Annotated in this window: 3 protein-coding genes; 1 reads left to right on the top strand and 2 read right to left on the bottom strand. The window is 71.9% G+C overall.

What is annotated here, in order from left to right; all coding sequences use genetic code 11:
* On the bottom strand, positions 1-1,043 hold a 1,043-nt coding region (locus KN815_RS48555), incomplete at its 3' end, for a phosphatase PAP2 family protein (protein ID WP_216348131.1).
* Positions 1,044-1,353: 310 nt separating this feature from the next.
* Here KN815_RS48555 and KN815_RS48550 point away from each other — a divergent pair.
* On the top strand, positions 1,354-1,947 hold the full coding sequence (locus tag KN815_RS48550) for a histidine phosphatase family protein (protein ID WP_216348130.1): 594 nt from the start codon (positions 1,354-1,356) through the stop codon (positions 1,945-1,947).
* 14 nt (positions 1,948-1,961) lie between these two features.
* On the opposite strand, the gene KN815_RS48545 is transcribed toward KN815_RS48550, so the two are convergent.
* On the bottom strand, positions 1,962-2,527 hold a 566-nt coding region (locus KN815_RS48545), incomplete at its 5' end, for an NsdA family TPR-like regulatory protein (protein ID WP_507229940.1).

Here is a 2,527-nt window from a genome sequence, read left to right as displayed (position 1 = left end):
GCTGCCGCAGCCCCGTCACCCGCCGCGGGGGCCGGACCGCCCGCAGTGGCTCCCCGGCCGCTTCCGGCACTGGCACCGGCTCCCCGGCCGCTGGTACCGGCACCGGCTCCCCGGCCGCCGTCGTCCGCGGCACCGTCGGTGCGTTGCCTGTCCGCGCCCCTGCCCTGCTGTCGGGGGATCCGTTCCCGTTCACGCGCCGAAGTCTCGCACTTGTCACCGACATTCGCGGGCACACCCGCGTTTCGGGAGGCGGTGACGGTCTCGCGGGCCGGGCGCAGGCGGGTGCGCAGCGACTCCGTGAGCCGCAGCGCGGGGACCGTCAGCAGCGCCCCGAGTCCCATGGTGGCGGCGCCGGCGGCCGCGTCCAGGAAGTAGTGGTTGGCGGTGCCCATCACCACGAGTGTGATCGTCAGCGGATAGCCGACCGCGGCGATCTTGGTCCAGGTCGAGCGTCCGTGCCGCCACAGGGCGATCCCGCACCACAGCGCCCATCCCACGTGGAGGCTGGGCATCGCCGCGTACTGGTTGGTCAGCCCGCCAAGTCCGCGCGGTGCGCTGGCGTCCCCGCCCCACCAGCCGTACGCCTTGTACTGCGCCATGGTGTCGACAAAGCCGTGGCCCCCCTCCAGAAGCCGCGGCGGGCAGGTCGGCAGCAGCGTGAAGCCGACGAGCCCGATGATCGTGGAGACCAGCAGCCAGGTGCGCAGAAAGCGGTAGTCCGACGCCTTACGGCGCTTCCACATCCATATCAGGATCGCGGGGGTCAGGACGTAGTGCAGCGAGGCGTAGGCGAAGTCCGCCGGTATGCCTATCAGTGCGTGGGCCGTGAACAGATCGTTCAGCGGCGACTCGAAGTCGATGTTCAGACGCTGTTCGAAATGGAGGATCGCCAGACCATGATCGACGGCGGTGGACACGTCGCCGCGGGCCAGCAGCCGACCGGCCGAGTAGGCGGCGTACACCACCGCTATGAGCGGCAGTTCGGTCCACCAACGGGGCCGACTGCCCTGTGCTGCTCCGGCACGGGGCACCGTATGGGGCATTCGGACGCTCTCCAAAGTTCGGGCGGCCACAAGAAGGCGCGCGGTCAACCGTACGGTGTAGGCGAAGCGACCCACGCACCGCCCCCGTCCACGAGCGGCGCCCACTGTCGGAACCCCCCTGGCGGACCCGCGCGCAGACAGGAAGACGCCAGGAGTGACCCGGAGGTTGCCTGCCGATCACATGCGCGATGATGGAGGGATGGCGATCGGCCATGTGCCGGTCCCGCAGAGTGCATGAAACCGCGGGCAGCGGCGTGTAATGGGGCACGCCGTCGCAGCGGTGCGAAACCGGTGAAAGAAGGCAGTGCCCATGCCCCCACGCATCCTCCTGGCCCGGCACGGACAGACGCGGTGGTCGCTCTCCGGGAAGCACACCGGCCGTACGGACATCCCGCTGCTGGACGAGGGGCGGCGCGGCGCCAAGCTGCTCGGCGAGCGGCTGCACCACGGCCCCTGGGCGGGCCTCGCGGACGTCGAGGTGCGCACCAGCCCGCTGTCGCGGGCGAAGGAGACCTGTGAGCTGGCGGGCTTCGGCGACCGGGCGCGGGAGTGGGACGCGCTCCTGGAGTGGGACTACGGCGCCTACGAGGGGATGACCCCCGCCGAGATCAAGGCCACCCGGCCGGACTGGCTCATCTGGCGGGACGGGGTGCCCGAGGGCGAGTCGATCGGCTCGATCGCGGCGCGGGCCGACGAGGTCGTGGAGTGGGCGCGCTCGGCCGACCGCGATGTGCTGGTCTTCGCACACGGCCACATCCTGCGGACGCTGGGCGCCCGTTGGCTCGGCCATGACGCCTCCTTCGCCGCCCGTATCCGGCTCGATCCGACGTCCCTGTCGGTGCTCGGCTGGGCGTATGGCGAACCCGCCATCGAGCGCTGGAACGACACCGGCCATCTCGACTGAGAGCCGAATCGGCGTCAGACCGGGCAGGTGCGGCCGGTCGCCTCATGGCGGGTGCCGGTCGCCTCATGGCGGGTGACCGCTGCCTCATGGCGGGTGACGGCCGTGTCATGGCGGTCGAGGAAGTCCGCGACCGCCTCATCACGACCGTAAGGACGCAATATCCGGGCCGTGTCGTCGAGCATCCGGCGGATCCGCGACGACTTCACCTGGTCCAGCAGGCCCAGGGCCCGGCCGGCCGCGGCGGCGGCCGCGTCCGGCGCGCCCCCGGCCACCAGATCGCTCGCCAACTCCGTGGTGAACAGCGCGATATTGCGCGTGAAATGCGGGTTCTGGAGGGCGACCGCGCGCCGGGCGTGCTCCACGGCGCGTTTCCAGTCGCCGAGCGCCGACCAGCACTGCGCCTCCAGCCCCTCCAGTTCGGCCTCTCCGAAGAAGCTCATCCACTCGGGGTCGGTGTCGCGGGGCCCGCGCCCGAACTGGGTCCGGGCGCGCAGCAGCGCCCGCTCACAGCCGCCCCGGTCGGGCAGCCAGGCGAGCCCCCCGGCCTCGCGCAGCGCGAGCAGCGACAGCAGCCGCGGCG

This window comes from Streptomyces niphimycinicus (assembly GCF_018883605.1).
GTDB classification, from domain to species: Bacteria; Actinomycetota; Actinomycetes; order Streptomycetales; family Streptomycetaceae; genus Streptomyces; species Streptomyces niphimycinicus.
This window is presented reverse-complemented; position numbering and strand designations above follow the sequence as displayed.